Source organism: Nocardia sp. NPDC059154, assembly GCF_042755705.1.
In the GTDB taxonomy this organism is placed as follows: Bacteria; Actinomycetota; Actinomycetes; order Mycobacteriales; family Mycobacteriaceae; genus Nocardia.
Genome location: NZ_JBHZCS010000095.1, coordinates 1 through 24,245, shown reverse-complemented (window position 1 = coordinate 24,245; position 24,245 = coordinate 1). Strand labels below are relative to the sequence as shown.

The 24,245-nt window shown below is 67.1% G+C and carries 26 protein-coding genes; 12 read left to right on the top strand and 14 right to left on the bottom strand.

Annotated elements, in window-relative coordinates; translation table 11 throughout:
* Positions 1-199 precede the first annotated feature (199 nt).
* Positions 200-1,918 carry a 3-oxosteroid 1-dehydrogenase gene (kstD, locus tag ACFXN1_RS46070; RefSeq protein WP_379437882.1) on the bottom strand — a complete coding sequence of 573 codons (1,719 nt, stop codon included), beginning with the start codon at positions 1,916-1,918 and terminating at the stop codon, positions 200-202.
* A 152-nt stretch (positions 1,919-2,070) separates the two neighbouring features.
* On the opposite strand from kstD, the gene ACFXN1_RS46065 reads away from it, so the two are divergent.
* From ACFXN1_RS46065 to ACFXN1_RS46045, 5 genes are all read left to right on the top strand, one after another.
* The gene (locus ACFXN1_RS46065; RefSeq protein ID WP_379437884.1) at positions 2,071-2,856 is read left to right on the top strand and encodes a 2-keto-4-pentenoate hydratase; all 786 of its coding nucleotides are present in this window, start codon (positions 2,071-2,073) and stop codon (positions 2,854-2,856) included.
* A 58-nt stretch (positions 2,857-2,914) separates the two neighbouring features.
* Positions 2,915-3,823 (top strand): acetaldehyde dehydrogenase (acetylating), encoded by a 909-nt coding sequence (locus ACFXN1_RS46060; protein WP_354831289.1) that lies wholly within the window; start codon positions 2,915-2,917, stop codon positions 3,821-3,823.
* 12 nt (positions 3,824-3,835) lie between these two features.
* Complete coding sequence (gene dmpG, locus ACFXN1_RS46055) at positions 3,836-4,924, top strand: 4-hydroxy-2-oxovalerate aldolase (protein WP_379437885.1); 1,089 nt, start codon at positions 3,836-3,838, stop codon at positions 4,922-4,924.
* Between the two features lie 170 nt (positions 4,925-5,094).
* Entirely contained in the window at positions 5,095-5,310 is a 216-nt protein-coding gene (locus tag ACFXN1_RS46050; RefSeq protein ID WP_040854392.1) for a type II toxin-antitoxin system VapB family antitoxin, read from the top strand.
* Entirely contained in the window at positions 5,307-5,720 is a 414-nt protein-coding gene (locus tag ACFXN1_RS46045; RefSeq protein ID WP_379437887.1) for a PIN domain nuclease, read from the top strand. Before ACFXN1_RS46050 ends, ACFXN1_RS46045 begins: the two co-directional genes overlap by 4 nt.
* A 16-nt stretch (positions 5,721-5,736) precedes the next feature.
* Here ACFXN1_RS46045 and ACFXN1_RS46040 read toward each other — a convergent pair whose 3' ends face one another.
* On the bottom strand, positions 5,737-5,946 hold the full coding sequence (locus tag ACFXN1_RS46040) for a DUF433 domain-containing protein (protein WP_379437888.1): 210 nt from the start codon (positions 5,944-5,946) through the stop codon (positions 5,737-5,739).
* 200 nt (positions 5,947-6,146) lie between these two features.
* Between ACFXN1_RS46040 and ACFXN1_RS46035 the strand changes: the two genes are divergently transcribed.
* On the top strand, positions 6,147-7,073 hold the full coding sequence (locus tag ACFXN1_RS46035; RefSeq protein WP_379398185.1) for an NADP-dependent oxidoreductase: 927 nt from the start codon (positions 6,147-6,149) through the stop codon (positions 7,071-7,073).
* Positions 7,074-7,142: 69 nt separating this feature from the next.
* Positions 7,143-8,075, top strand: coding sequence for a cupin domain-containing protein (locus ACFXN1_RS46030; protein WP_379437890.1), 933 nt, complete (start codon positions 7,143-7,145; stop codon positions 8,073-8,075).
* 115 nt (positions 8,076-8,190) lie between these two features.
* Here ACFXN1_RS46030 and hsaB read toward each other — a convergent pair whose 3' ends face one another.
* From hsaB to hsaA, 4 genes are read right to left on the bottom strand one after another with little or no spacing between them, the layout of a single operon-like run.
* Positions 8,191-8,775, bottom strand: a complete 585-nt coding sequence (gene hsaB / locus ACFXN1_RS46025; protein WP_354831279.1) for a 3-hydroxy-9,10-secoandrosta-1,3,5(10)-triene-9,17-dione monooxygenase reductase subunit — start codon at positions 8,773-8,775, stop codon at positions 8,191-8,193.
* 21 nt (positions 8,776-8,796) lie between these two features.
* Positions 8,797-9,696, bottom strand: a complete 900-nt coding sequence (hsaC, locus tag ACFXN1_RS46020) for an iron-dependent extradiol dioxygenase HsaC (protein WP_354831276.1) — start codon at positions 9,694-9,696, stop codon at positions 8,797-8,799.
* 2 nt (positions 9,697-9,698) lie between these two features.
* The gene (gene hsaD / locus ACFXN1_RS46015; RefSeq protein WP_379398179.1) at positions 9,699-10,577 is read right to left on the bottom strand and encodes a 4,5:9,10-diseco-3-hydroxy-5,9,17-trioxoandrosta-1(10),2-diene-4-oate hydrolase; all 879 of its coding nucleotides are present in this window, start codon (positions 10,575-10,577) and stop codon (positions 9,699-9,701) included.
* A 5-nt stretch (positions 10,578-10,582) separates the two neighbouring features.
* Positions 10,583-11,752, bottom strand: coding sequence for a 3-hydroxy-9,10-secoandrosta-1,3,5(10)-triene-9,17-dione monooxygenase oxygenase subunit (gene hsaA / locus ACFXN1_RS46010; RefSeq protein ID WP_354831271.1), 1,170 nt, complete (start codon positions 11,750-11,752; stop codon positions 10,583-10,585).
* 196 nt (positions 11,753-11,948) lie between these two features.
* On the opposite strand from hsaA, the gene ACFXN1_RS46005 reads away from it, so the two are divergent.
* Positions 11,949-13,154 carry a Rieske 2Fe-2S domain-containing protein gene (locus ACFXN1_RS46005; protein WP_364606341.1) on the top strand — a complete coding sequence of 402 codons (1,206 nt, stop codon included), beginning with the start codon at positions 11,949-11,951 and terminating at the stop codon, positions 13,152-13,154.
* Positions 13,154-13,483, top strand: coding sequence for a hypothetical protein (locus tag ACFXN1_RS46000; RefSeq protein ID WP_379437891.1), 330 nt, complete (start codon positions 13,154-13,156; stop codon positions 13,481-13,483). The genes ACFXN1_RS46005 and ACFXN1_RS46000 overlap by 1 nt, the downstream gene beginning before the upstream one ends.
* Before the next feature lie 84 nt (positions 13,484-13,567).
* On the opposite strand, the gene ACFXN1_RS45995 is transcribed toward ACFXN1_RS46000, so the two are convergent.
* Complete coding sequence (locus ACFXN1_RS45995; RefSeq protein WP_379437893.1) at positions 13,568-13,978, bottom strand: cupin domain-containing protein; 411 nt, start codon at positions 13,976-13,978, stop codon at positions 13,568-13,570.
* A 78-nt stretch (positions 13,979-14,056) separates the two neighbouring features.
* Positions 14,057-15,115: a saccharopine dehydrogenase NADP-binding domain-containing protein gene (locus ACFXN1_RS45990; protein WP_379437894.1), complete on the bottom strand. Its 1,059-nt coding sequence runs from the start codon at positions 15,113-15,115 to the stop codon at positions 14,057-14,059.
* 96 nt (positions 15,116-15,211) lie between these two features.
* Between ACFXN1_RS45990 and ACFXN1_RS45985 the strand changes: the two genes are divergently transcribed.
* Together ACFXN1_RS45985 and ACFXN1_RS45980 are read left to right on the top strand one after the other, a co-directional pair.
* Positions 15,212-16,126, top strand: coding sequence for an AraC family transcriptional regulator (locus ACFXN1_RS45985; protein ID WP_379437896.1), 915 nt, complete (start codon positions 15,212-15,214; stop codon positions 16,124-16,126).
* A gap of 75 nt (positions 16,127-16,201) precedes the next feature.
* Positions 16,202-16,939 carry a Sir2 family NAD-dependent protein deacetylase gene (locus ACFXN1_RS45980; protein ID WP_354831259.1) on the top strand — a complete coding sequence of 246 codons (738 nt, stop codon included), beginning with the start codon at positions 16,202-16,204 and terminating at the stop codon, positions 16,937-16,939.
* Positions 16,940-16,944: 5 nt separating this feature from the next.
* Here ACFXN1_RS45980 and ACFXN1_RS45975 read toward each other — a convergent pair whose 3' ends face one another.
* On the bottom strand, positions 16,945-17,697 hold the full coding sequence (locus tag ACFXN1_RS45975; protein ID WP_379437897.1) for a DUF427 domain-containing protein: 753 nt from the start codon (positions 17,695-17,697) through the stop codon (positions 16,945-16,947).
* A 163-nt stretch (positions 17,698-17,860) separates the two neighbouring features.
* Between ACFXN1_RS45975 and ACFXN1_RS45970 the strand changes: the two genes are divergently transcribed.
* Positions 17,861-19,351 carry an amino acid permease gene (locus ACFXN1_RS45970; RefSeq protein WP_379398165.1) on the top strand — a complete coding sequence of 497 codons (1,491 nt, stop codon included), beginning with the start codon at positions 17,861-17,863 and terminating at the stop codon, positions 19,349-19,351.
* Between the two features lie 336 nt (positions 19,352-19,687).
* Here the strand turns inward: ACFXN1_RS45970 and ACFXN1_RS45965 are convergent, their stop codons facing one another.
* The 5 genes from ACFXN1_RS45965 to ACFXN1_RS45945 all read right to left on the bottom strand — a co-directional run bounded on the left by ACFXN1_RS45965 (position 19,688) and on the right by ACFXN1_RS45945 (position 24,122).
* Positions 19,688-20,155: a YbjQ family protein gene (locus tag ACFXN1_RS45965; protein WP_379383172.1), complete on the bottom strand. Its 468-nt coding sequence runs from the start codon at positions 20,153-20,155 to the stop codon at positions 19,688-19,690.
* Between the two features lie 74 nt (positions 20,156-20,229).
* On the bottom strand, positions 20,230-21,108 hold the full coding sequence (locus ACFXN1_RS45960) for an NAD(P)H-binding protein (RefSeq protein ID WP_379437899.1): 879 nt from the start codon (positions 21,106-21,108) through the stop codon (positions 20,230-20,232).
* A gap of 93 nt (positions 21,109-21,201) precedes the next feature.
* Positions 21,202-22,170, bottom strand: a complete 969-nt coding sequence (locus ACFXN1_RS45955) for an RNA polymerase subunit sigma-70 (RefSeq protein WP_379437900.1) — start codon at positions 22,168-22,170, stop codon at positions 21,202-21,204.
* 132 nt (positions 22,171-22,302) lie between these two features.
* The gene (locus ACFXN1_RS45950; protein ID WP_379437952.1) at positions 22,303-23,532 is read right to left on the bottom strand and encodes an MFS transporter; all 1,230 of its coding nucleotides are present in this window, start codon (positions 23,530-23,532) and stop codon (positions 22,303-22,305) included.
* A 131-nt stretch (positions 23,533-23,663) separates the two neighbouring features.
* Positions 23,664-24,122 carry a MarR family transcriptional regulator gene (locus ACFXN1_RS45945; protein ID WP_357012346.1) on the bottom strand — a complete coding sequence of 153 codons (459 nt, stop codon included), beginning with the start codon at positions 24,120-24,122 and terminating at the stop codon, positions 23,664-23,666.
* Positions 24,123-24,245: the final 123 nt, after the last annotated feature.

Below are 24,245 nucleotides of genomic sequence, written 5' to 3'. Positions count from 1 at the left end.
CCGCTGACCGGGTCGCGCTCGAAAGTCTGGTTCCCGGCCCGCCGCGGGAAAGAGCGTTCGCGGCGGCGGGCACGGGCTGTTCAGTTGTCCGCGCCCCGCCGGGATAGAGCGGTACGGCGGGGCATGCGGGGTGGGTTGGGCGCGGACTCGACGTGACCCGACTCGCGCCCAACCCGATCCTGAACCGGGTTGGGACGGTTCAGGACGCTTCTTGGGAAGACACCGTCTCGGCTACCGGGGCGCCGTTCTTCGCCTTGGCGGCGATGTCCAGGGCGGCCAGGTAGCCGAAGGTGATGGCGGGGCCGATGGTCGCGCCGGGACCGGCGTAGGTGTGTCCCATGACCGGGGACGAGGTGTTGCCGGCGGCGTACAGGCCCTCGATGACGGTCCCGTCCTCGCGCAGCACGCGGGCATCGTTGTCGGTGACCAAGCCGCCCTTGGTGCCGAGGTCGCCGGGGACCATCTTCACCGCGTAGAACGGGCCGACCTCGAGCTTGTTCAGGCACGGGTTCGGCTTGATGGTCTGGTCGCCGTAGTACCGGTCGTAGGCGCTGTCGCCGCGGTTGTAGTCGAGGTCCTTGCCGGTCGCGGCGAAGCCGTTGAAGCGCTCGATGGTGGCGGCCAGCTGGTCGGCGGGGACGCCGATCTTCTCGGCCAGTTCGGCCACCGTGGGCGCGACGACGATCAGGTCGTTTTCCATCCAGCGGGACGGAATCCGCTGGCCAGGCTGCAATCCGGCGAAGATGTACCGGGACCGGTAGCGCTGATCGAACACCAGCCAGCACGGCACGTTCTCGCCCGGACCCTCACCCTGCCCGTATTCGCCGCCGTACATGGTGTGCACAGCCTCGACGTAAGGAGCGGACTCATTACCGAATCGCTGACCTTGCGTATTGATCATGATGCTGCCGGGCAGATTCCGCTCCGCGAGGCAGAACCAGGGCTTTCCTTCACCGCGGAAGGTGGTCGGACCCCACCAGGCGTCGTCCATGAAGTCGATGTCCGCGCCCGCCGCGATGCCGGCCCGGATGCCGTCGCCGGTATTGGCGGCCGCGCCCGTGGTCCACTCGGTGGTGATGGGCTCGCGCTGGTACTTGTGCCGCATATCGGCGTTGTGCTCGAAACCGCCGCTGGCCAGGATGACGCCGTACTTGGCATTGAACCGGACGGCCTGCCCGTTCTCCTCGGCGTCGACGCCGGTGACCACGCCGTTGTCGATGACCAGTCCGGTGAGCGGGGTGTTCAGCAGCACCGGCACATTCGCGTCCAGCAGGCCCTTGCGCAGGCCGGCGATGATGGCCTGGCCCATGCCGACCAGCGCCTTGCCGGTGACCTTGCCCCACGCCCAGCGGGTGCCGACGCGCAGCACGCGCGCGATGCCGACCGGGTGGCGGCGAATCAGGTTGAGCTTCTTGTAGTCCGCCTGCATGACGACGACGTTCAGCGGCGCCTTGCTGTAGGCCGGCTCCAGCTTGAAGCGCTCCTGGCCCAGGACTTTGAGGTTGAACGGCTTGGGCTCGCAGCTGCGGCCGTCCGCCTTGCCGCCCGGTGCCTCCGGGTAGTAGTCGGAGTAGCCGGGTACCCAGGTCATCTTCAGGGCGGAGTGGTCGAGCACGTAGTCGAAGGCTTCGGCGCCGCGATCGATGTAGGTGTCGATCTTCTCCTTGGGCACCACGTCGCCGATGATGCTGTACAGGTAGGTGCGCGCCTCGTCGAGGTCGTTCCCACGGCCCGCGGCCTTCAGCACCTTGTTTCCGGGAATCCAGACGCCACCGCCCGATCGCGCGGTAGAACCGCCGTAATGAGCGGCCTTTTCGATGAGCACCGTGCGCAGACCGTGGTGCGCAGCGGTGAGGGCGGCGGACATACCGGCGGCACCGCTGCCGACCACCACCACGTCGTAATCCCGATCAGTCATGTAGAACACGTTATAGAATCGATCCTGGTTTGGTCTATGTTGGTCTGGCAGATGGGACTGCTGAAGCGACGTTATTCACAAAAACTCGTTTCAGTTTCTAGTCTCGTTACTGGATGGCCACCGGCCGGTACCCCCGATGGAAGGAACACAGCGTGCTGACCGACGCGCTACGTAAGGAACTGGCCGACGAGCTCGCGGCGGCCGAGCGGACCCGGGTTCCGATCGATCCGCTGGCCGTGCGGCATCCCGAGATCGACGTGGTCGATGCCTACGAGATCCAGCTCATCAATATGCGGCAGCGCTTCGACGGCGGCGCCAAGGTCGTGGGCCACAAGGTGGGCCTGTCCTCCAAGGCCATGCAGCAGATGATGGGTGTGGACGAACCCGACTACGGGCACCTGCTCGCGGAGATGGAAGTCTTCGAAGACATTCCGGTCGACACCTCCAAGTACCTGTACCCGCGCGTCGAGGTCGAGGTCGGCTTCATCCTGGGCGCCGACCTGCCCGGCGAGGACTGCACCGAGGAGGACGTGCGCAAGGCCACCGTCGCCTACGCGCCCTCCATCGAGCTCATCGACACCCGCATCAAGGACTGGAAGATCGCGCTCTGCGACACCATTGCCGACAATGCGTCCTCCGCCGGCTACGTGCTGGGCAAGCAGCGGGTCTCACCGGATCAGCTGGATATCAAGAACATCGACGCCGTGCTGACCCGCAATAGCGAGGTCATCGCCGAGGGCCGCTCGGACGCCGTGCTGGGTGACCCGACCATCGCGGTGGCGTGGCTGGCGCGCAAGGTCGCCTCCTTCGGGGTGCGCCTCAAGGCCGGCGACATCGTGCTGCCCGGCTCCTGCACCCGCGCCATCGACGCCCGCCCGGGCGACGAGTTCATCGCCGAGTTCGCCGGACTCGGTTCCGTCCATCTGGGTTTCGCGTAGACCTGAGCCGATCAGGCCGCGTCGCACAGACACTGACCTCACCGAGTAGGAGAAAGCCGTGACTGCAAGCAAAGTCACCGCCGCGATCGTCGGGTCCGGCAATATCAGCACCGATCTGCTGTACAAGCTGCTGCGTTCGGAGAAGATCGAGCCGCGCTGGATGATCGGCATCGACCCGGAGTCCGAGGGCCTCAAGCGCGCCCGCGGCCTGGGCCTGGAGACCTCCGCCGAGGGCGCGGACTGGCTGCTGGCGCTGCCGGAGAAGCCGGACCTGCTGTTCGAGGCCACCTCCGCGTACGTGCACCGGGCCTACGCGCCCAAGTACGCCGAGGCCGGCATCCGCGCCATCGACCTCACCCCCGCCGCCGTGGGCCCGGCCGTGATTCCGCCGGTCAACCTCGACTCGCTGCGCGACGAGATGAACGTCAACATGATCACCTGCGGTGGACAGGCGACCATTCCGATGGTGCACGCGGTTTCTCGCGTGGTTCCCGTCGAGTACGCCGAGATCGTGGCGTCGGTGTCCTCCGTGTCCGCCGGTCCCGGCACTCGCGCGAACATCGACGAGTTCACCAAGACCACCTCCGCCGGTGTCGAGACCATCGGTGGGGCGAAGCGGGGCAAGGCGATCATCATCCTGAACCCGGCCGAGCCGCCGATGATCATGCGCGACACCATCTTCTGCGCCATCCCCGAGGACGCCGACCGCGACGCCATCACCGAGTCGGTGCACCGGATGGAGAAGTCCATCCAGGAGTACGTGCCCGGCTACCGGCTGCTCAACGAGCCGCAGTTCGACGAGCCGTCGCTGGTTTCCGGTGGCATGGCAAAGGTTTCGATCTTCGTCGAGGTCGAGGGCGCGGGCGACTTCCTGCCGCCGTACTCGGGCAACCTCGACATCATGACGGCCGCCGCCACTCAGGTGGGCAATGTGCTGGCCGACCAGATCATCTCGGCTCGGGTGTAAGGAGTTCCGACAGTGAGCAATTCGAACGCTGAATCCAATTCACCGCTCGCGGTGGCGAAGCCGTTCTCGGCGGATCTGGACATCCGGGTCACCGACACCAGCCTGCGTGACGGCTCGCACCACAAGCGGCACCAGTTCACCGTGCAGGAAGTGCGCGACATCGTCGCCTCCCTCGACGCGGCGGGCGTGCCGGTCCTCGAGGTCACCCACGGTGACGGCCTGGGCGGTTCCTCGTTCAACTACGGTTTCTCGAAAACCCCTGAGCAGGAACTGATCAAGGCCGCCGCGGAGACCGCCAAGCAGGCCAAGATCGCCTTCCTCATGCTGCCGGGCGTCGGCGTCAAGGAAGACATCAAGATCTCGCAGGACAATGGCGCGAGCATCTGCCGCATCGCCACCCACTGCACCGAGGCCGACGTCTCGATCCAGCACTTCAACATGGCCCGCGACCTCGGCCTCGAGACCGTCGGCTTCCTGATGATGGCGCACTCCACCACCCCGGAGAACCTCGCCGAGCAGGCCCGCATCATGGCCGACGCGGGCTGCCAGTGCGTGTACGTCGTCGACTCCGCCGGTGCGCTGGTGCTGGAGCAGGTCACCGACCGCGTCTCCGCCCTGGTCGCCGAGCTCGGCAATGACGCGCAGGTCGGCTTCCACGGCCACGAGAACCTGGGCCTGGCCGTCGCCAACTCGGTCTACGCCGTGCGCGCCGGCGCCACCCAGATCGACGGCAGCGCACGCCGTTTCGGCGCGGGCGCGGGCAACCTCCCCGTCGAGGCCTTCATCGGCGTCTGCGACAAGCTCGGCATCAAGACCGGCGTCGACTTCTTCGCCGTCACCGATGCCGCCGAGGATGTCGTCCGCCCGGCCATGCCGAGCGAATGCCTCCTAGATCGCCAGGCCCTCATGATGGGCTACGCCGGCGTCTACTCGTCGTTCCTGCGCCACGCCGAGCGCCAGGCCGAGCGCTACGGCGTCTCCGCCGCCGAAATGCTCGTCCGCGCCGGCCAGCGCAAGCTGGTGGGCGGCCAGGAAGACCAGCTCATCGACATCGCTCTGGAACTCCAGCGCGAAAAGGAAAAGTCGGCCGCCAACGCCTGACCCCACCCCTTCACTGGGCCGCAACCGACTCCGGTTGCGGCCCAGCGGCGTTTTCGGCACCGGTTCAATGACCGATCAGTAAGCTGACCAGCGTCTTCTGCCGATCTGCCCGCCCTTGATGTATCTAACCTGATATCATCGATTCAGGCTTGTATATCTGGAGGTGGCTCATGGCTCGGACGGTGATCGACCTTGACGATCAGCTGGTAGCCGACGCGTCGAAGGCCCTTGGGACAACGACGAAGAAAGACACCGTGAATGCGGCCCTTCGGGAAATTCTCGAGATCCGCCGCCGTGCGGTCGCGCTGACGCGGCTACAGGAACTGGTCGCCGATGGCGCGATCGATGTGGAGATATTCGAAGACAAGCGGAACTATCGCCGGTGAACGGGGCGCAGTTCCTCATCGACACGAGCGCTCTGGTTCCGCTGCTGCGTCAGGAGCCGGACGGGGTGGTGTGGCAGCGCGTCGCCGCCGCAGGGCTGATCGCGATCTGCCCGATCACCGAACTCGAGTTCTTTTACAGTGCGCGCTCGATTGCCGATCGCGAGTCGCTGATCGAGCAGATTCGCATTCTGTTCGGCTGGGAGCCGGTCGACGATCGTGCCTACCGGCGGGCATGGGAAGTGCAGGGCGAGTTGACCAGTCGAGGGCAGCACCGCAGCGCGGGACCGGTCGACCTCGTCGTCGCGGCTACCGCCGAACTCAGGGGTCTGACCTTGCTGCACCGCGACCGCGACTTCGATTGCATCGCAGCCATAACCGGCCAGCCTCATCGTCGACTGGGAACTCCCTGATCCAGCGGTTCCCTTGTCACCTCGATCTGCGCAGGGTGGCTTCATACTCGAGGACCGCAAGGAGGTCGTCGGGTTCGAGGTCTGGGTAGTCGTCGAGGATTTCGGCAGTGGGCATCCCGGCGGCAAGCAGTTCCAGCAGCATCTCGACGGTGTAGCGCAGCCCGCGAATCGTCGGCTTGCCATGGCATACGGCCGGGCTGGATGTGATGCGGTCCAGGCGGGACATGGCACAACCTTAGAGGGCCTGCGTTTCCGATCCGCTGGTATTCGGATTGGTCTGGCATCAACTGGCTCTACGTCTTCCAATGGATACGATTGGATAAAAATGAGAGATCTGAGGCCATTCAGGGTCTTGTAACTTCCGCCTAGCGTTGTCCTCGTTCGGTTCGATGAACGGGCCGGGGAAAAGCGTTGGAGGACAGAGCGATGCGTGCGGTGGTTCAGAAGAGCTTCGGTGGGCCTGAGGTGCTGGAGGTTGTAGAGGTCGAGAAGCCGGAGTTGCTTTCGGGGGAGGTGCTGGTTCGGGTGAAGGCCAGTGCGGTCAATCCTGTTGATGTGGCGGTGCGGTCGGGGGCGTTCCCGTTGCTGGGGGAGCCGCCGTTCGGGGTTGGGTGGGATATCTCCGGGGTGGTGGAGGCTGCTGGGCCGGGGGCGCGGTATGAGATCGGGGAAGAGGTTTATGGGATGCCGTTCTTTCCTCGGGCCGCAACGGGTTACGCGGAGTATGTGGCTACGCCCTCGCGGCAGGTGGCTCGGAAGCCGAAGTCGCTGAGTCATGTTGAGGCTGCGGCGCTGCCGCTGGCGGCGCTGACCGCGTGGCAGGGGCTGGTGGACAAGGCGGGGGTCGGGGAGGGGGATCGGGTGCTGGTTCACCGGGCGGCCGGTGGGGTCGGGCATCTGGCGGTGCAGATTGCGAAGGCGCGGGGTGCGTATGTGATCGCGCTGGCCAGTGCCGGGAAGCACGACTATGTGAAGAGCCTCGGGGCCGATGAGGTGATCGATTACCGGACAACCGATTTCACCGCGGTCGTGAAGGATGTCGACATTGTCTTCGACTCTGTCGCCGATGGTGCACGGTCGCTTCAGGTGTTGAAGCCGGGTGGGGTGCTGGTGACCATTCTCGAGCATGTGAACCCGGAGCTGGAGCGGGCCGTGAAGGAAGCCGGGCGCCGGTTCGCGGGTGTTTCTGTGGAACCGGATTACTGGGCGCTGGAGCAGATCGCGGAGCTGGTCGACGCGGGGAAGCTGCGGCCGACCATTGCCGAGACGCTGCCGCTGGAGGAGGCGGGGAAGGCGCACGAGATCGTGGCGTCGGGGCAGACGGTCGGCAAAGTGGTGCTGACCGTCGAGTGAGGGGCGGGGCGAATAATCGGGGCGGGATCCGGGTTGCAGGGCACGGGTTCGAGGTGAAGGAGATCGGTCATGGATGTGCTGAGTGAGGCCCTGGCTTCGATGCGGACCGGTGCGCCGAACTCGGTGCGGACGGATGGACGGGCGCCGTGGGCGCTGCAGCTGCCGTCGACGGCGGGTGCGGGATTCCACGTGGTGCTGCACGGGACCTGCTGGTTCTATCCCTCGGACAGCAGTGCCCGGCCGATCGCGCTCGGGCCCGGTGATGTGGTCTTCGTCCGGGACGGGGCGGGGCATATTCTCGCCGACCACCCGGACACCCCTCCGGAGGTTCCCCGGCCCGAGCAGTACACCCAGCGTCCGCCCGTGGGCGCGTTGCAGATCGGCGGGGACGGCCCGGCCACCAGTCTGCTCTGCGGCAACTATCACCTCGACGGGCAGCGGCCGCATCCGTTGCTGCGGCAGCTCCCGGAGGTGGTCCATCTGCCCGCCCGCCACGGCCGGCACCCGGAGTTGAATGCCGCGATCCAGCTGCTCGGCGCGGAGCTCGACAATCCGCGCATCGGATCGCACGGCATCGTGCCGGCCCTGATCGACTCGCTGCTGCTGTACATCCTGCGCGCCTGGATCGAGGAGCAGCCGCAATCCGAGGCGGTGGGATGGGCTGCGGCGCTGCGTGATCCGGCCGTCGCCCCGGCGCTCGAAGCCATGCACGGCGATCCGGCCGCGCCCTGGACCGTGCAGTCCCTCGCCGACCACGCGGGCCTGTCCCGCGCCGCGTTCGCCCGCAAGTTCAATGCCATGGTCGGCGAACCGCCGCTGGCGTACCTGACCCGCTGGCGGCTCACCACGGCGGCCCGCCTGTTGCGCGAGGACGAGCTGGCCATCGAAAAAGTCGCGGCCCGAGCGGGATACAGCTCGGAGTTCGCGTTCGGGAAGGCGTTCAAACGCGAATATGGCCTGGCCCCAGGCCAATATCGTCGCCAAGCCCGCGCCGCCGCCTGACTTGTACACATGTGGAAGGGCCCCTGTGGATGAATCTACAAGGGGCCCTTCGCATTGTCTGGGTAGTTGGGCTTCAGGGGTGAAGCCCCTGAGAGCTACCGAGAGTTGGTCATCTTCACAACCACGTATCGAGAGTGGTGGTCGTGAGGAAGTGTTCGAGGTCCGCGCGCCAGGGCGCGGGCGTCGTCTTCTCCGGTTCGATGGCCGTGTACTGGCCCCGGTAGAAGAGCAGCGGCCTGCCGGAGTCGGTGGACTCCGACAGGGCCTGGACCCGGCCGATCACGATGTAGTGATCGCCGCCGTCGAGCACGTTGTCCACAGTGCACTGGATCGTGGCCAACGCGCCGTCCAGCACCGGGAGGTCCAGTTCCGAGGTGTGCCAGTCGATTCCGGCGAACTTGTCGGGTTCGCGGGAGCCGAAGCGGGCGCACACCGGCTGTTGCTCCTCGGCGAGCATGTTCACGGCGAAGCTGCCGTTGCGTTCGATCGCCGCCCAGGAGCGGGACTCCTTGGTGGGGCAGAAGAGCACCAGCGGCGGATCGAGGGACAGGGCGGCGAACGACTGGCACGCGAAGCCGATGGGGGCCCGCGCGCCGTCGACGCCGTCGAAGGTGGTGATGACGGTGATGCCGGTGCAGAACTGCCCCAGCACGTTCCGGAACTGACGCCCGTCGATGACGGGATTGGCGTCGGTGGTCATTGGCCGCCCCTGTTCGTCTCGCTACTTGAATCCGACGCTGAAGTCGTGGCCCCACAGGCTGACCGCGGTGGATTCCCGCGCGATCCACGAGTGGTCGTCGACTTCCAGTCCCTCACAGCCGAATTCGATGTCGAACCCGCCCGGCGTCTTCATGTAGAACGAGAGCATCTTGTCGTTGATGTGCCGCCCGAGGGTGGCCGACATCTTCACCTTCTTGCGGTTGGCGCGGTCCAGGCAGAGGCCGACGTCGTCGGAGTTCTCCACCTCGACCATGAGGTGCACGATGCCCGTCGGGTTCGGCAGCGGCAGGAACGCCAGCGCGTGGTGGCGCGGGTTGCAGCCGTAGAAGCGCAGCCAGGCCGGGTCGCCGTCGGCGGGACGGCCCACCAGCTGCGGAGGCAGCCGCATGGAGTCGCGCAGCCGGAAGCCCAGCACGTCCTGGTAGAACGCCTGTGCCGCAGCATCGTCCGTGCAGGTGAGGACCACGTGGCCCAGGCCCTGCTCGGCGGTGACGAACTTGTGGCCGTAGGGGCTCACGAAGCGGCGGCCCAGGTACTGCGCGCCGTAGAACGCCTCGAGGGTGTTGCCGGCCGGATCCTGGAACCGGATCATGCCCTCGACCCGGCGCTCGCCGAGCTCCTCCTTGGTGCCCTCGGTGAAGGCGACCCCGGCCTTGGACAGGGTCTCGCGCAGCTGCTGCAGCCCGCGGGCGTCGGTGACCTCCCAGCCCGAGACCAGCAGCCGGTCCTGCTCACCGGGGACGATCACCAGGCGTGCGGCGAAATCGTCCATGCGCAGGTAGAGCGCGTCGGGGTTGAGCCCGTCGCCCTCCATCATGCCGAGCACCTTGAGGCCGTACTCGCGCCAGGCCGCCATATCGGTGGCCTCGATGCGCATGTAGCCGAGCGCCTTGATACTCATGCTCACTTCTCCTTGACGCCGAGCAGGAAGTCGGTTGCCAGGCGGTTGAATTCGTCGAACTTCTCCAGCTGAGCCCAGTGTCCACAACCGCCGAAGACATGCAACTGCACGCGCGGCACCATCTTCAAGGCGACCAGGGCGCCGTCGATCGGGTTGACCCGATCCTCGCGGCCCCAGATCATGAGCACCGGCTGCCGCAGCTTGAACGCGTCGCGCCAGATCATGCCCTTGGCGAAATCGGGTCCGGCGAAGGACTTGCCCATGGCGCGGGTGGCGGCCAGCGACTCCGGCTGCGAGGCCGACGCGAAGCGCTCCTCGACGAGTTCCGGCGTGATCAGCTTCTGGTCGAAGACCATGATCCGCAGGAACGCCTCCAGGTTCTCCTTCGTGGGTTCGAAGTTGAACTTGGACAGCAGCTTCACGCCCTCGGTGGGGTCCGGCGCGAACAGGTTGGTGGACAGGCCGCCCGGGCCCATCAGCACCAGCTTGCCGGCGCGGTCCGGGTAGTCCAGCGCGAAGCGGGTGGCCGCGCCGCCGCCGAGCGAATTGCCCAGCAGGTGTACGCGTTCGGTGATGCCGAGGGTGTCGAGCAGGTCCTTCAGCGCCGATGCCGAGTGCACGAAGTACTGCGGGTGCTCGGTCGGCTTGTCGGACTGGCCGAAGCCCGGCTGGTCGACCGCGAGGACGTGAAAGTCCTTGGCCAGCACCGGAATGTTCTTGGCGAAGTTGGACCACGAGGACGCGCCCGGGCCGCCGCCGTGCAGCAGCACGATGGTGGGGCCGTTGCCGACCCCGGCCTCGTGGTAGTGCAGCTTCAGGTCCGGCCGCACCTGCGCGAAGCGCGAGGTGGACTCGTAGGTGATCTCTCCCACTGCGGTCATGGGGATTACACCATTCCGTCGGTGACCGGGAGACCGAAGGCGTGGGTGCCGTACATGACGTAGGCGCGCTCCGGATCCTGCGAGGCGTGCACGCGGCCGGCGTGGGCGTCACGCCAGAAGCGCTGCAGCGGAGTGCCTTCCACCAGCGCGGTGGCGCCGGCGGCCTCGAACAGGCGGTCGACGGAGGCGATCACGCGGCCGGTGGCGCGCACCTGGTCACGGCGGGCGGCGGCGCGCATCTCGAACGGAACGTCCTTGCCCGCCACGATGCACGCGTACTCGTCGGCGATATTGCCCGACAGCTGACGCCAGGCGGCGTCGATGTCGCTGGCGGCCTCGGCGATCCGGACCTTTGCGAACGGGTCGTCCTTGGTGTTCTCGCCCGCGAAGGCGGCGCGGACGCGCTTGCCCTGGTGCTCGACGTGGGCCTCGTAGGCGCCGTAGCCCATGCCGATGATCGGCGCGGTGATGGTCGCGGGGTGGATGCTGCCCCACGGCATCTTGTACAGCGGGTCGGTATTCTGCTCCAGGCCAGGCGATTTCAGTTCGCCCATGGTTCGCATGCTGAGGAAGCGGTGCCGGGGCACGTACACGTTCTCGACCACGACGGTGTTGGAGCCGGTGCCGCGCAGGCCGACCACGTGCCACACGTCGTTGATCTTGTACTCGCTCCGGGGGATCAGGAACGAGCCGAAGTCGACAGGCTTGCCGTTCTTGATGACCGGTCCGCCGACGAACACCCAGTCGGCGTGGTCGGAGCCGGAGGACCAGGCCCACGAACCATTGACGATGTAGCCCTCGCCGTCCTCGGTCACCACGCCCGCGCCCATCGGGGCGTAGGAGGAGGAGATCCGGACCTCGGTGTCGTTGCCCCACACCTCTTCCTGCGCGCGCTGGTCGAACAGCGCCAGGTGCCAGTTGTGGATGCCGAGGATGCCGGCGCACCAGCCGGTGGAGCCGCATGCGCTGGCGATCTTGCGGACGGTGTCGTAGAAGATCACCGGGTCGCAGGCGTAGCCGCCCCACTGCTTGGGCTGCACGAGCTTGAAGAAGCCGGTCGCCTGCAGATCCTTGACGGTCTGGTCGGGAAGGCGGCGCAGATCCTCGGTCTCCTGGGCGCGCTCACGCAGGGTCGGCAGCAGCGCCTCGACCCGCTCAACTACTTCTTGCGTCATCTCGCCAGTTGCTCCTGCCTGGTGTTACGGGAAGCGGTCTTCGTTTGCCCCTGAGAGTAGAACACGTTCTTATTCCTGTCGAGAACGCAGTACAAGCGCAGCTCAGAGCGCCCCTATCCAGGTAGTGGGACCTATCGCTGGCCAACCGCGAGTCGATTTTGTAACGTGTTCTAGTACATCCATAGGAGGATCAACGATGGCGACAAGCGCCCAAGGGCCCCGCGGGAAGGTCCGCGAGATCGACGTGGGCTCGATGCCCACCCGCTACGCCCGGGGTTGGCACTGCCTCGGCCTTGCCAAGGACTTCCGTGACGGCAAGCCGCATGCGGTCAACGTATTCGGTACCAAGCTGGTCGTTTTCATGAACAGCCAGAACGAACTGAAGGTACTGGACTCCTACTGTCGTCACCTGGGCGGCGACCTCTCCATGGGTGAGGTCAAGGGCGACTCCATCGCGTGCCCGTTCCACGACTGGCGCTGGGGCGGCGACGGCAAGTGCACCGGCATCCCCTACGCGCGGCGCGTGCCCCCGCTGGCCCGCACCCGCGCGTGGATCACGCTCGAGCGCAACGGCCAGCTGTTCGTCTGGCACGACCACGAGGGCAACCCGCCGCCGGACGAGGTGACCATCCCGTACATCGAGGGTCCTTACACCAATGCCGACGGCAGCTCCTCGGAGACGCTCAACGAGGGCTGGACCGACTGGACCTGGCACTCGCTGCTGATCGAGGGCTCCAACTGCCGCGAGATCATCGACAACATCGTGGATATGGCGCACTTCTTCTATATCCACTACGCCTTCCCCACGTTCTTCAAGAACGTGCTCGAGGGTCACGTCGCCACCCAGTACCTGGAGACCAAGGCCCGGCCGGATATCGGCAACGCGGCCAAGGCCGGCATCGACGTGCTGCTCAAGTCCGAGGCGTCGTACTTCGGGCCGTCATACATGATCAACCCGCTGCTCAATATCTACAGCGGCTTCGAGGTCAAGACGGTCCTCATAAACTGCCACTACCCGGTCACGCAGAACTCCTTCATGCTGCAGTGGGGCGTCTCGCTGGAGAAGCCGAAGGGGCTGCCCGAGGAGCAGGCGCAGATGTTCGCGGCCAAGATGACCGAGGGCGTCAGCGAGGGCTTCCTGCAGGACGTCGAGATCTGGAAGCACAAGTCCAAGATCGACAACCCGCTGCTGACCGAGGAGGACGGGCCGGTCTACCAGCTGCGTCGCTGGTACGACCAGTTCTACGTCGATGTCGCCGACATCGACCCGAAGTCGGTGCAGCGCTTCGAATTCGAGATCGACACCTCCAAGGCCAACGAGGCCTGGGGTCTCGAGGTCGAGGAGAACCTGCGGAAGAAGCGGGAGGCCGACGAGGCCGCCGCGCAGGAGGCGAACGTCTGATGACCAGCTGGGCGAAGGCACCCGATTTCGCGGACCGTCCGGAACAGCGAGCACAGGTGCGCGCCCAGACGGTCCTCGACAAAGAGCACTACATGGAGTCGGGGCTGACACCGATCGCGTGTCAGACCTGCGGCACCGAGGTGCTCGTGCGCAAGCACAGCCACAATCAGAAGACGGTGCAGTGGACGGTCGATCCGGCCGCGCACTGCCCGGTCTTCCGCAAGCTGGCCGAGGCCGGGCCGACCACCGGTAAACCGGACTCCTGCCCGAACCTGGAGAAGACCATCGACCACGCGGTCGCGGAGGGTCTGCTCGGGATCGACGACTGAGAGTCGTCGAACCACCGATTTCCTTGCTTCGTGCCCGTCGCGCACAGCGCGGCGGGCACGAGAATCGAAGAGTGGGTTCGCGGTTCAGTCGAGCCGGAAGTCGGCGAAATCGAATCCGGGGGAGACGACACAACTCACCAACACGTAGTCGTCACCTGCCGGACGGGCGGCCTGGCTGATTCCGCCGGGAACCACTGCCTGGGGGCGTTGCCCCTGCTCGACATCGGGTCCGAGGACGATCTCCTCACCCCCGATGTTCAGCAGCAGGGGACCACCTCGATGCCAGAACCAGATCTCGTCCGACGTCACCGTGTGCGGCGCGGACTTCTCACCGGGCAGCAGCAGAAAATAGATGGCCGTGCCGGTCGTGCGCGGGCCCGGGTAGCCTTCCGGCTCGAATTCCACTCCGCTGCGCCAGGTTTCCCGATACCAGCCGCCCTCGGGATGCGGCACCATATCCAGTTCAGCGGCCAGCTTCGGACGGTCGTCGCTCATGGTCCCCACTGTATTGCTGGGCTCGACCGAATTCCCTTTACTGCGAGCGCGTTCGGCCAGGCGTCGTCGACGGCCGTCTCATGCCCCGGTGATCGTCCAGGTGATGCCGCGGGGCGCGAGCGAATCCAGGAAGTCCGCGGCGTCGAAGGCCTCCGAGGGCGTGAGCACACCCGGCTTCACGGCGCCGCCGGCGAGCCGCACGGCCGCTTCGACCGCCATCAGGCCCGAATCCCGGTAGGAATCGACCCCGCTGACCACGCCGCGCCGTGTCCGGCCGTCCGCGGCGGTGGCGTCCACGATCATGTCGTAGCGCAGATCCGAAGCCGCACTCGGCTTTTCCGGCAGGCCGGCGACCAGTTCGGCGGTCAGGCCGGTGATGTTCGCCCGGAACACGCGGTCGACGGCGCCGGTGACGGCGGTGGCGTCGGTGTGGCGCGGGATGGTGAGCACGGCGGGGAAGGCGAACTTGGCCACCTCGGTCGGCTCGGTGTCGCCGGGGTACAGCATGGGCGCCGGATCCGCCGGGCCGGTGCGGAACTCGCCGTCGGCATAGTGCCAGCCGCCCGCGCGGAACCAATCCAGGCTGGCCAGTAGGGTTTTCGCGCTGCCGCGAGAGCCGTCCCCGCCGCTGCGGCTGTGGTGGCTGATCACGAAGCCGACCGGTCCGGCGAGACGCGCGGCGAGTAGATCCGCGAGCAGATCGGCGGGGAGATTGCTGTCGGTCACCGAGGAGAGGACCGTCACCCCGGCACGCTCGGCGCGCGGGCCGTACTCGTCGAGGACCCGGCGGAGGAACAGCTGCTCGCCCGAAATGTCGACATAGTGCGTGCCCGCGTCGAGGGCGGCGGCCAGGATGGGCTCACCGAGGTCCACGTAGGCGGGCAGGCTGCTGATCACCACATCCGCACCGGTGAACGCCGCGACCAGGGCGGCGTGATCGTCGGCCACCGCGATCCGGATCTCGGCTTGCGGCAGCCCGGCCGCGTCGGCAGCGGCGCGCAGCCGATCGGCATTGCGGCCCACCAGGATCGGGGTCAGGCCGCGGCGATCCAGCTCGGACAGGATGTAGCCGCCGGTGTGGCCATTCGCGCCGTACACGGCGATGGTGGGGGGCTGCGTGGTTTCTTGTGTCGTCATATGAATGAAGTTATTCGCGTGCAGTGAGCACATGAATGGCTGAATTACTCAGAACGATGCTCGAAACGCTCATTAAGTGAGCGGTATGGTGTCGATGTGGACATCCTCAGCGAGACCGTAGCCGCCATCCGCACCGGCAACCCGGCCTCGGGACTCTTCACCCGGCACGCGCCGTGGGGCCGTCGCTATCCGAAGGTGCCCGGCGCGGGATTCCATGTGGTGCTTCAGGGTTCGTGCTGGGTGCTGCCGCCCGACGGGGAGCCGGTCGCGCTGGGGGCCGGCGATGTGCTGTTCATGCCGCGCGGCGAGAACCATGATCTGGTCGACGCGCTGGGGACGCCGATCACCGAGGTCGCCGTGCCGGGCGAGCCGCGCGAGATCGCGGGTCCGGGCGCGCGGACGGCGCTGGTGTGCGGTGCGTACGAGCTCGGGCGGCACCGCAGCCACCCGCTGCTCGACGACCTGCCGGAATTCATCCACGTCCCGGCCCGCCCCGGCCGCCACCCGGCCCTGCGGTCCGCGGTCGATCTGCTCGCCGCCGAGATCGCCGAACCGCGACCCGGCACCGATGCCGCCATCCCCGCGCTGCTCGACACCCTGTTGCTGTTCATGCTGCGCGCCTGGTTCGACGAACAGTCCACTGCGCCGACCGGCTGGGCCGGCGCCTTCGGCGACCCCGCCGTATCCGATGCGCTGCGCGCGATTCACGCTGCGCCGGAACGGGCTTGGACGGTCCCGGAGCTGAGCGCCGTCGCCGGGGTCAGTCGCGCCACCCTCGCTCGCCGCTTCCTCGCCACGGTCGGCGAGCCGCCGCTGTCCTATCTGACCCGCTGGCGCATGCTCACCGCGGCGCGGCTGCTGCGCGAGACCGACACCCCGCTGGCCGGCGTGGCGAGGAAGGTCGGCTACCAGAGCGAATTCGCCTTCGCCAAGGCCTTCAAACGCCAGTACGGCTCGGCCCCCGGGCAATACCGCCGCGTCGACGATGAACCCGCTGTTCTGGCGGTCTGAACGCGGGACCGGCTCGTCACGCGGCAGACGGTGGACAGGCGGCGGGCTGGGTGGGGTCGGCATAGGCTGAGCAGTGTGACGGACTGGCGTGCACGCAGGGGACCGATCGGCGTCTTGACCGGCGCGGGGATTTCGACCGACTCCGGAATACCGGATTTCCGTGGGCCGCGCGGGGTTTGGACCGAGGATCCGATCGCGGAGCTGCTGTCGACGTATCAGAACTATGTGGCGGATCCGGAGCTACGCACCCGGGCCTGGCTGGCGCGGCGGGACAATCCGGCCTGGCGGGCGACACCCAATGCGGCACATCAGGCCCTGGTGCGGCTGGCTGCCTCGGGGCGGGAGGTCGGCATCATCACGCAGAACATCGACCGGCTGCACCAGCGGGCCGGGTCGGACAGCGTGGTGGAGATCCACGGCAATATGTTCGAAGTCGTCTGCATCGACTGCGATTTCACCGATTCCATGGCCGCCACCCTGGAACGGGTGGCCGCGGGCGAGCCGGATCCGGCGTGCCCGGACTGCGGCGGCATCCTGAAGGCGGCCACCGTCATGTTCGGCCAGCAGCTCGACACCGCCGCCATTCGCGCGGCGGTGCAGATCGCCGAGAATGCCGAAATCTTTCTGGCCGTGGGCAGTTCACTCCAGGTCGAGCCCGCCGCGTCCATGTGCGCGGTGGCGGTGGACGCGGGGGCCGATCTGGTCATCGTGAACAACGAGCCGACCCCCTACGACGACTACGCCGCCGAGATCGTGCGCGACCCGATCGGGGCGGCGCTGCCCCGGCTGGTGTCGGAGATCCTGGGGGACTGAGGGTTTCAGCTGAACGGCGTCTTGGGGCGCGGCACCATCTCGCCGTCCACCCAGATGTCGACCTTCTCGTTGTAGAACGAGGCCAGCCCGGCGATCTTCTGGCTCTCCGGCAGCGGGGTGCGGTAGATCCACACCAGGTCCGGGTGGCTGGTCTCGCCCAGCTGGATGTTCCAGTACTCGGCGTGGCCCTTGTACGGGCACGACGTCCTGGTCGCCGACGGCCGCAGCAGGTCCATGCGGATATCGGTGAGCGGCAGGTAGTAGCGGGCGGGCAGCCCGGTCTCGAACAGGATGCGCGGGGAGTGCGAATCGGCCAGGGTCTGGCCGTCCAGTTCGACCCGGATGTGGCGGGAGCTGGCGAGGATGTCCACCCGGGTGTACGGGTCGCGGGGGTGGACGTAGATGGGCTCGTCCTCCTCGAACCACTCGTCCATGGCCTGGAAGTCCAGCTTCACCAGGTCGCGCAGTTCCGGAATCGGGGAGTCCAGGTGCCGGACGGCCGCGCCCGCCGCGGTGACGTCGTCGGCGATCACATCGAATTCGGTGCCGTCCCCGCGGCTGGGGGAGTGGCGGGTCTTGCCATTGGGTTCCAGCTTCACCCGCAGGTCGGCGACCGGCAGATAGTAGGTGGGGTAGTGGGGTCCCTCCCATACCAGCGTCGGATTGACGGTATCGGCGGCCAGGTGACCGCCCAGGTAGGCGCGTACCCGCTTGGCGCTCGGTTCGACGCGTACCCGGCCACGCTGTGTCTCGGTCATACCTCCTGACGGTACGCCGGTGGGTAAACCGCTGTCGGGGAGCAGGATTCGCGTACCGGCGACAGCCCGGGAAACCGTGGCCCGACCGGCGATTTTCCCTGCCTGACCAGGGTCGATATGGTGTTCGGGCAACACTCGAGCAACACAAGAAGGTGGCGGTCTGATGTCGGAAACCGGCAGTGTCCAGAAGCCGGAGCCCGGCAGTGCCTTGAAGCCGGAGCCCGGCAGTGCCCTGAAGCCGGAACCCGGCAGTGCCCAGCTGACGGAACCGGGCGGCGAGCAGCAGGGACTGCGCACCGGACTCCGGCGCCGGCACATGACGATGATCGCCATCGGCGGCGCGATCGGTGCGGGCCTGTTCGTGGGCAGCGGCTCGGTCATCCAGACCGCCGGGCCCGCCGCCATCCTGTCCTACGCGGGCGCCGGACTCGTCGTGCTGTGCGTACTGCGGGCGCTCGGCGAAATGGTGGTGGCCCGCCCGGTCGCCGGATCCATGGGCGAGTACGCGCGGATGGCCATGGGACCGTTCGCCGGATTCACCGTCGGCTGGCTGTACTGGTACCTCTACGTGATCCTGGTCGGGGCCGAGGCGGTGGCCGGCGCGGCCATTCTCGGCAACTGGATCGACCTCGACCAGTGGGTCCTGTCCGCCGGGCTGCTGATCGTCATGACCGTGGTCAACCTGGTGTCGGTGAAGTCGTTCGGCGAGTTCGAGTTCTGGTTCGCCTCCATCAAGGTGGTGGCGATCGTGGCCTTCCTGGCCATCGGACTGGCCTGGGTGTTCGGGCTGTGGCCGGGCTCGGACGCGGGTTTCGCCAACCTGACCGGGCACGGCGGCTTCGCGCCCAACGGGATCGGCGGCGTCTTCTCCGCCATCGTGGTGGTGATGTTCGCGTTCGGTGGCACCGAGATCGTGACGGTGGCGGCCGCGGAATCCAAGGAGCCGGGCCCGGCGGTGGCCCGTGCCACCAACAATGTGCTGTGGCGGGTCGGCCTGTTCTATGTGGCCTCGATCTTCCTGGTGGTGACCATCCTGCCGTGGAACGACGCCAAGGTGCTGACAAGCCCGTTCGTGAGCGCGCTCGAGCACATCGGGATTCCGGCCGCCGGCACCATCATGCAGGTCGTCATCCTGACCGCGGTGCTGTCGGTGCTGAACTCGGCCATCTACGTCTCCTCCCGCATGCTCTACGTCCTCACCCGCGACGGCGACGCCCCCGCCTCCCTGGTGAAGCTGAACAAGCGCGGCGTCCCCGCCCGGGCCGTCCTGCTCGGCACCGTCGCCGCCTGGGGTGCGGTCATCGCCTCCTACGTCTCACCCGACCAGGTCTTCACCTTCCTGGTGAACTCCATCGGCGTCGTCCTGGCCTTCGTCTACGTGGCGATCATGTTCTCCCAGTTGCGACTTCGCGCCCGCCTGCGCCGCGAGGACCCCTCCGCCCTCACCTACCGCATGTGGGGCTACCCCTACATCAGCTGGGCCGTCATCATCGCCCTGTTCGCCGTCTTCGTAGCCATGGCCCGCAACCCCGACCAGCGCAACCAGCTCATCGCCTCCACCATCAGCCTCCTGGCAGTCATGGCGATCTACCCCCTGCGCGCCAAATTCGGCCGCAAGAAGCCGGTCCGCAACGTCGAGATCCTCCACCACTGACCCGAATCCCCTGCGCCACACCGATTCCCACAACGAATCGGGCGATTCCCGTCGAGATGACCGGTTATCGAACAATCTTTCGATAACCGACCTACCGTCGTGCTCATGGTCAGCTCGGAACATGAAGCGATGCACCGGCTTTTCCGAAGTCACCCAGACGGTTCCGCCATGGTCCCGGCCGGCTCCGGCGAGCTCGGTCTGGGCAATACCCCGGCCGCACAGACATGGAGGCAGTTGATGACCGTGGATCTCTCGATGCCTGGTTCGATCGTTCGCTCACCGCGAGCTCGATAACCGAGATTCTCGGCAAGGAGGGATAGCTCTCGAGCCCGGTGTTTACTGCGTGGGTTTGACGACGACCGCGGTGCCGTAGGCGGCGACCTCGCTCATGGTGTTGGCGATTTCGTTGCAGTCGAAGCGCATGGCGATCACCGCGTTCGCGCCATAGGCCATGGCATGTTGGCACATTCGCATGATGGCCTCGTGCCGCGACTGGTACAGCAGCTGGGTGTATTCGTGGATTTCGCCGCCGCCCAGGGCGCGGAAGCCGGCTGCGAAGTTGGCGCCCAGGCCGCGGCTGCGGACGGTCAGGCCTGCGACCTCGCCGATCACCTTGACGATTTCCTGGCCGGGGACATCGTTCATGGTGGAGACCAGGATCGGGAACTGCGGGCCAGGTTGCTGCTGCGGTTGCGGCTGGCCCTGCTGCGGGTAGGGGGCCTGGCCCTGCGGGGGATACGGCTGTTGGCCTTGCTGCGGGTACTGCTGCTGGTATGGCTGTTGCGGCGGCATCGGTTGGTTCATGAGCGGGATCGTACGGGGTCGAATCGAACGCGGACCGAACCGGAATGGCACGGCCCGCATCGGGTTTGCCCGGGTCAGGCGGTGAATGCCGGGGCGTTGCGGCGGGCGAATTCGGCGAAGGTGGTTGGGGTGACGCCGAAGCGTTCGTGGGTGGACACGTCGATATGGGCTTCGGGGGATCCGGCGCGGCCGGCGTAGAGCTCGTCGAGCAGGTCGATGACCGGGCCGGGTAGACCCTGCTCGGCGTGCAGCTCGCGTTTGCGCCAGCGGGTCACGAGCTCGTAGGTGAACGTGGTTCCCGTTGCTGCGGAAAGCTGTTCGACGATCTCGGTGGAGGTCAGGGCCTCGGGGCCGGTCATGTCGAACGCCTGGCCTTCGATGCCCTCGGCCCGCATCATGGCGACGCAGACTTCGGCGACGTCCTGGATGTCGACCGGGGCCAGTCTGCTCGCACCGATCGGCATGACCAGCGCGTGGCGGGCACTGTCGACTCCGGTCAGCGCCTCCGGCAGGTACATCTGCATGAACTGGCTGGGGCGCAAATGCGTCCATTCGAGGCCGGAAGCCTCCAGATAGGCCTCGATCTCCAAATGCCAGCGGGTGCCGCGAAAAGCCGTGAGATCGAAGGTGGTTCCGGATTCCTTGCCGCCGAATTTCACGATGTGCCGCACCCCGAATTGTTTGGCGGCGTCGATGAATCGGCACTGGGTTTCCAGCATGCGGTCGCGCGGGGAGGAGATCATCAGCGCCCGGTCGACGTCCTCCATGGCGGGTCCGAGAGTGTCGGCGTGCAGCATGTCGCCGACCACGACCTCTATTGTCGGTTCCGCCGCGGCGAGCTGCACGGCCTTGGCGGGGTCGCGCACCAGCACGCGAACCGGGACCTGCTGTTTCACGAACTCGCGCAGGACGATGGAACCGGCCGCGCCGGTGACTCCGGTGAGCAGGAACATGGGTCTACCTCACTTCTGAATGAATGCGGATGCGAAGGTGCGCAGGGTGGTCGGGATAGAGACCACGCCGGCCCGCGAAAGGAATCGCCGCCCTCAGTGCCCCGGATCGACCTCGGGAAACCCGAAGTGGCGCACCATGCCCGGGTCGATGAAGGCGGTCACGTGGGTGACGTGCCGGTCGTCGACGGCCAGCACCACCACGCCGAACGCGGTGAGCGCCGGGTCCGCGTGCTCGCCCCGGTAGGCGACCATGGCGGGCTGCCCGTTCGCGATCACCGGATACAGCCGGTACTCCCCGGAGCGCGCCCAGATCAGCAGCCGCTCGATGCAGTGCGTCTTGCCCGCCAGCCAGCGGCCCGTCGCGGTGGATTCGAGAATGGCGTCGTCGCGCAGCAGCTCGGTGAGCCCGGCCACGTCCGCGTTCTCGAACGCGGTGAGATAGCGCTCCAGCAGGGCCCGCGCGTGCGGGGAATCCGGTTCGATGACCGCGTCCGCTCGCGGGGACACCTCGTCGAGTTTGGCGCGGGCCCGCTGTAGTGCGCTCTTGGTCGCCGCGAGACTCATGCCGAGCATGTCGGCGACCTCCGCGGCCGGGTAGGCCAGCACCTCCCGCAGGATGAACACGGCCCGCTGCCGTGGCGGCAGATGCTGCAGGCTTGCCACGAGCGCCAGCCGCAGACTCGACCGACCGGCGACGATCTCGGCCGGGTCCGTATCCGGCCAGCGCTCGGGGAACGGTTCCAGCCACAGCTGTTCCAGTTTGGGCCCGGATCCCGCCGCGGCGGGCCCCAATCCGGATGGCAGTACCCGGCGCTGCTTGTTCGTGACCGCGGTCAGGCACAGGTTGGTGGCGATCCGATACAGCCAGTTCCGCGTCGACGCCCGCCCCTCGAATGCCTCCCAACCCCGCCAGGCTCGCAGATATGTTTCCTGTACCAGGTCCTCGGCCTCGTGCGCCGAGCCGACCATCCGATAGCAGTGCGCGATCAGCTCGCCGCGATACGCCTCGGCGGCACGCAGGAATTCCTCGCGATCGAGATCACCGGACACGGTCGACGGCATGGCAGCTCCCCGGGACGTAGCGATGTCGATATTCAGACGACCCGGACAGTCGAAAGTAATCGCCAGGGGTGGCGACGTGCGGATATGTGAACGGACCGCACCCCTTGGGATGCGGTCCGCGGCGTGGACGGATCAGTCTTCGCCGAAGGTGATGGCCTGGGCCTCCACCTGGCTGTGGGTCGCGGGGGCGTGATCGTCCATGTGGGACAGGAGGTTTCGGCCGAAGAACAGGACGGCGACCGCGGCGGCGGTGCAGGCGGCGCCGACCCAGAAGGGAAGAGACGCCTGGTGTTCGCCGAGTTTGCCTGCCAGGTAGGGGGCGGCCGCGCCGCCGGCGAAGCGGACGAAGCTGTAGGCGGCCGAGGCGGTGGAGCGTTCGACGGGGGCGGCCTCCATGACGGCCTCGGTGATCAGGGTGTTGTTGACGCCGAGGAACAGGCCCGCCAGGACGGTGCCGACGATGAGGACCGGCTTGTGGTCGGTGAACACGGCCATGACCGCGAGATCCGCCGCGAACAGGGCGAGCGCGAGCGCCATCATGGGCACGGTTCCGAAGGCGCGCTGCAGTTTCGGGGCGAAGACCACCGAGGACAGGGCGAGCAGCAGACCCCAGCCGAAGAAGATGAATCCGATCGAATAGGTGCCCATGTTCAGAGGGAACGGGGTGTACGCGAGCAGGGTGAAGAAGCCGTAGTTGTAGAGCAGCGCGGTCACGCTCACCAGCAGCAGGCCCGGGTAGGTGAGGGCCTTGAACGGCGCGACGATCGAGGTCGGCTGCGCGGGCTTCGGCGACTCCGGCAGCAGCACCACCAGGGCGATGAACGCGACCGCCATCAGGACCGAGACGCCGAAGAACGGTGCGCGCCAGGTGAAGTGGCCGAGGAAGCCGCCCACCAGCGGACCCGACGCGATGCCGATGCCCAGCGCCGCCTCGTAGAGGATGATGGCGCGGGCGACGCCGCCGGTGGCCGCACCCACGATGGTGGCCAGCGCGGTGGCGATGAACAGCGCATTGCCCAGACCCCAGCCGGCGCGGAAGCCCACGATCTGCCCGACCGTGCTGGAACTGCCTGCGAGAGCTGCGAACACGACGATGATGGCCAGGCCGGCCAGCAGGGTCCTCTTGGCCCCGAAGCGGCTGGAGATGACACCGGTGATGAGCATGGCCACGCCCGTGACCAGCATGTAGCTGGTGAACAGCAGTGTCACCTGGGACGGTGAGGCGTGCAGCTGCTCGCCGATCGGCTTGAGGATCGGATCCACCAGCCCGATGCCCATGAAGGCGATGACCGAGGCGAAGGCGACGGCCCACACCGATTTGGGCTGCTTGGGTTTCGAGGTGGCGGCGCTGGTTTTCGACAGAGTGGCGTTGTCGGGGCCGACGGCCGCGGGGAAGGCGGGCCGGGTGATCGGGCTGGTGGTCACTGGAGAGTCCTCATCTACGAATGATGGTGAGTCGCAGCTGCTTTCGGTCGAGTTGCGAGGGGCCGGATTCAGGCTCCGGCGGCCTTGAAGGCCTCGGCGAGGTCGTTCAGGTCCCGGCTCAGGCGGGTGAGCAGGGCCGGATCGAGGTCGGGAAGGCGTGCGGCGAGGGAGTTTCCGAGGTGGTCCCGGGCGGCGGCCAGCCGGTCTCGTCCCGCGGGCGTGAGTTCGACGACCACGGCTCTGGAGTCGTCGGGATCCTTGGTCCGCGTGGCGAGACCGGCGTCGGTCAGCCGTCCGATCAGCGCCGTTGCTGCCGGTTGCGAGCATCGGTCGAGGCGAGCGAACTCGCTGATCCGCAGGGGGCCGTACTCGTCGAGGGTCCCGAGGGCCCGCATGACGGCGTGCGGAAGATCGATGCCGCCGAGTACTCCTGCCAAGCGGTTGAGCCGTGAGGTGGCGACGACGATGTCGACCAGCCTGTCCCCGGTGTCCTCCGGGGTGAGCTCGGTTGCCTGTCTCAGCTGCACCCGTCGATTGTTGCATAAGCTAACTATCTAATTACATAGGCTAACGATATTTGGTCGCGTGAGATACGGCACAACGCAAACGGCCCGTGCGCAGCGAACTGCGCACGGGCCGTTTCCGGAAAG

Excerpts from the sequence above, each read along its gene's own strand:
- kstD (WP_379437882.1), bottom strand. The coding sequence starts at position 1,918 with ATGACTGATCGGGATTACGACGTGGTGGTGGTCGGCAGCGGTGCCGCC.
- ACFXN1_RS46050 (WP_040854392.1), top strand. The coding sequence starts at position 5,095 with ATGGCTCGGACGGTGATCGACCTTGACGATCAGCTGGTAGCCGACGCG.
- ACFXN1_RS46040 (WP_379437888.1), bottom strand. The coding sequence starts at position 5,946 with ATGTCCCGCCTGGACCGCATCACATCCAGCCCGGCCGTATGCCATGGC.
- ACFXN1_RS46035 (WP_379398185.1), top strand. The coding sequence starts at position 6,147 with ATGCGTGCGGTGGTTCAGAAGAGCTTCGGTGGGCCTGAGGTGCTGGAG.
- ACFXN1_RS46030 (WP_379437890.1), top strand. The coding sequence starts at position 7,143 with ATGGATGTGCTGAGTGAGGCCCTGGCTTCGATGCGGACCGGTGCGCCG.
- hsaB (WP_354831279.1), bottom strand. The coding sequence starts at position 8,775 with ATGACCACCGACGCCAATCCCGTCATCGACGGGCGTCAGTTCCGGAAC.
- hsaC (WP_354831276.1), bottom strand. The coding sequence starts at position 9,696 with ATGAGTATCAAGGCGCTCGGCTACATGCGCATCGAGGCCACCGATATG.
- hsaD (WP_379398179.1), bottom strand. The coding sequence starts at position 10,577 with ATGACCGCAGTGGGAGAGATCACCTACGAGTCCACCTCGCGCTTCGCG.
- hsaA (WP_354831271.1), bottom strand. The coding sequence starts at position 11,752 with ATGACGCAAGAAGTAGTTGAGCGGGTCGAGGCGCTGCTGCCGACCCTG.
- ACFXN1_RS46005 (WP_364606341.1), top strand. The coding sequence starts at position 11,949 with ATGGCGACAAGCGCCCAAGGGCCCCGCGGGAAGGTCCGCGAGATCGAC.
- ACFXN1_RS46000 (WP_379437891.1), top strand. The coding sequence starts at position 13,154 with ATGACCAGCTGGGCGAAGGCACCCGATTTCGCGGACCGTCCGGAACAG.
- ACFXN1_RS45995 (WP_379437893.1), bottom strand. The coding sequence starts at position 13,978 with ATGAGCGACGACCGTCCGAAGCTGGCCGCTGAACTGGATATGGTGCCG.
- ACFXN1_RS45990 (WP_379437894.1), bottom strand. The coding sequence starts at position 15,115 with ATGACGACACAAGAAACCACGCAGCCCCCCACCATCGCCGTGTACGGC.
- ACFXN1_RS45975 (WP_379437897.1), bottom strand. The coding sequence starts at position 17,697 with ATGACCGAGACACAGCGTGGCCGGGTACGCGTCGAACCGAGCGCCAAG.
- ACFXN1_RS45970 (WP_379398165.1), top strand. The coding sequence starts at position 17,861 with ATGTCGGAAACCGGCAGTGTCCAGAAGCCGGAGCCCGGCAGTGCCTTG.
- ACFXN1_RS45965 (WP_379383172.1), bottom strand. The coding sequence starts at position 20,155 with ATGAACCAACCGATGCCGCCGCAACAGCCATACCAGCAGCAGTACCCG.
- ACFXN1_RS45960 (WP_379437899.1), bottom strand. The coding sequence starts at position 21,108 with ATGTTCCTGCTCACCGGAGTCACCGGCGCGGCCGGTTCCATCGTCCTG.
- ACFXN1_RS45955 (WP_379437900.1), bottom strand. The coding sequence starts at position 22,170 with ATGCCGTCGACCGTGTCCGGTGATCTCGATCGCGAGGAATTCCTGCGT.